This is a genomic window from Variovorax glucosi (assembly GCF_051216695.1).
In the GTDB taxonomy this organism is placed as follows: Bacteria; Pseudomonadota; Gammaproteobacteria; order Burkholderiales; family Burkholderiaceae_C; genus Variovorax.
The window spans coordinates 1-1,411 of the sequence record NZ_JBPJZE010000104.1; the positions used below are offsets into that span (position 1 = coordinate 1).

The following is a 1,411-nucleotide window of genomic DNA, read 5'->3' on the forward strand; positions in this document are numbered from 1 at the left end:
CCCGTTTGACGGGATAACTAGGGGAAACGCTACTGGCAACGCGCTTTTATTCCGCCGAAGCTGTTATGACATGAAGCCAAACATACTGATCGGCATCGACATGGGGTCGAGCAGCCTGAAAGCCCTGGCCCTCGAAGCCGGGAGCGGCCGCTCCATCGCCCTGTCCCGAATGCCACTGCCGCACGACCGGCTGCCTGGAGGGGGATGCGAAGTGAGCGCGACTGCCATTCGCGCGGCCCTGACCCATGTGCTGCGCGACGTCGCCCACCAGCTCGGCGCCCGCGTGGCCGAGGTCCGCGCCATCGGCTGCACGGGCCACGGCGCGGGGCTCTATGCGCTCGATGCGCGCAACGAGCTCGTGGGCGGACGGGCCGTGGCCTCGACCGACCAGCGCGCCGATGCGCGTGCGCGTTCGCTCTCGCTGAGCCACGGCGAGACGCTGTTCGCGGATGTCGGCTGCAGGCCGTGGCCCGGCCAACCCACCGTGATCGCGGCCGAGCTGCTGGGCACCGATGCCGTGCAGCGCGGCGCGGTGCGCCGGCTGCTGTTCGCCAAGGACTACCTCGGCTTTCTGCTGACAGGCGAGATCGCGACCGATGCCAGTGACGCGAGCACCGCGGGGCTGGTGTCGATTGCCACCGGCACGTGGTCGCAGGCGGCCTTCGATGCATCGGGCATCGCGGACCTCGGGCCGCACGTCTTCGGTCCGCTGGTGCCGAGCGGCGAGGTCGTGGGCAAGCTGCGGCCTGCTGAAGCCGCGCTGTGCGGCCTGCCCGCAGGCATTCCCGTGGCGATGGGGGCCATCGACCTGCTCGCCTCGATGACCGCGATCTGCGCCGAAGGGCGTGCTCGCGCGGTGTCGGTCTTCGGCACCTGGTGCGTGAACGCGGTGATCGGGCCGGTGATCGAGCCCAAGCCCGACGTTGCCGCCGTCGTGAACTTCGGCCGCGATGACAAGCGGCTCTACATGGAGAACAGCCCGTCGTCGATGGCCAACATCGCATGGCTGGCCGGCGTGCTGGGGCTGCCCGATTCGCGCGCTGTCGTCGACCTGGCGATGTCGGTGCCGCTGGGTGCGGGCGGCCTGCGCTTCCTGCCCTTCGTCAACGGCGGTGGGGGCGTGACGGCGGGCTTCGTCGGGCTCAAGAGCCATCACACGCGTGGCGACATGGCGCGTGCGGTGGTCGATTCGGTCGCCGCGCTGCACGCACGACACACGGCGCGCCTCGCAGCCTGCGGCTTGCCCGTGTCCGCATCGACGGTGCTCGGCGGTGGTGCGAGCGACACGCGCCTTGTGCGCCTGCTCGCCGGCTTTCTCGGCCACCCGGTCGAGCGCTGCGCCGATGACGAAACCGGCGCGCGCGGCGCAGCCATCTACGCCGCCATGTCGCAAGGCATCGACCACGCCGCG

The 1,411-nt window shown here is 70.5% G+C and carries 1 protein-coding gene; it reads left to right on the forward strand.

The window, feature by feature from the left end; all coding sequences use genetic code 11:
• Positions 1–70 precede the first annotated feature (70 nt).
• Positions 71–1,411: FGGY family carbohydrate kinase (locus ACSFA3_RS23270; RefSeq protein ID WP_435507804.1), on the forward strand; the 1,341-nt coding region annotated here is incomplete at its 3' end.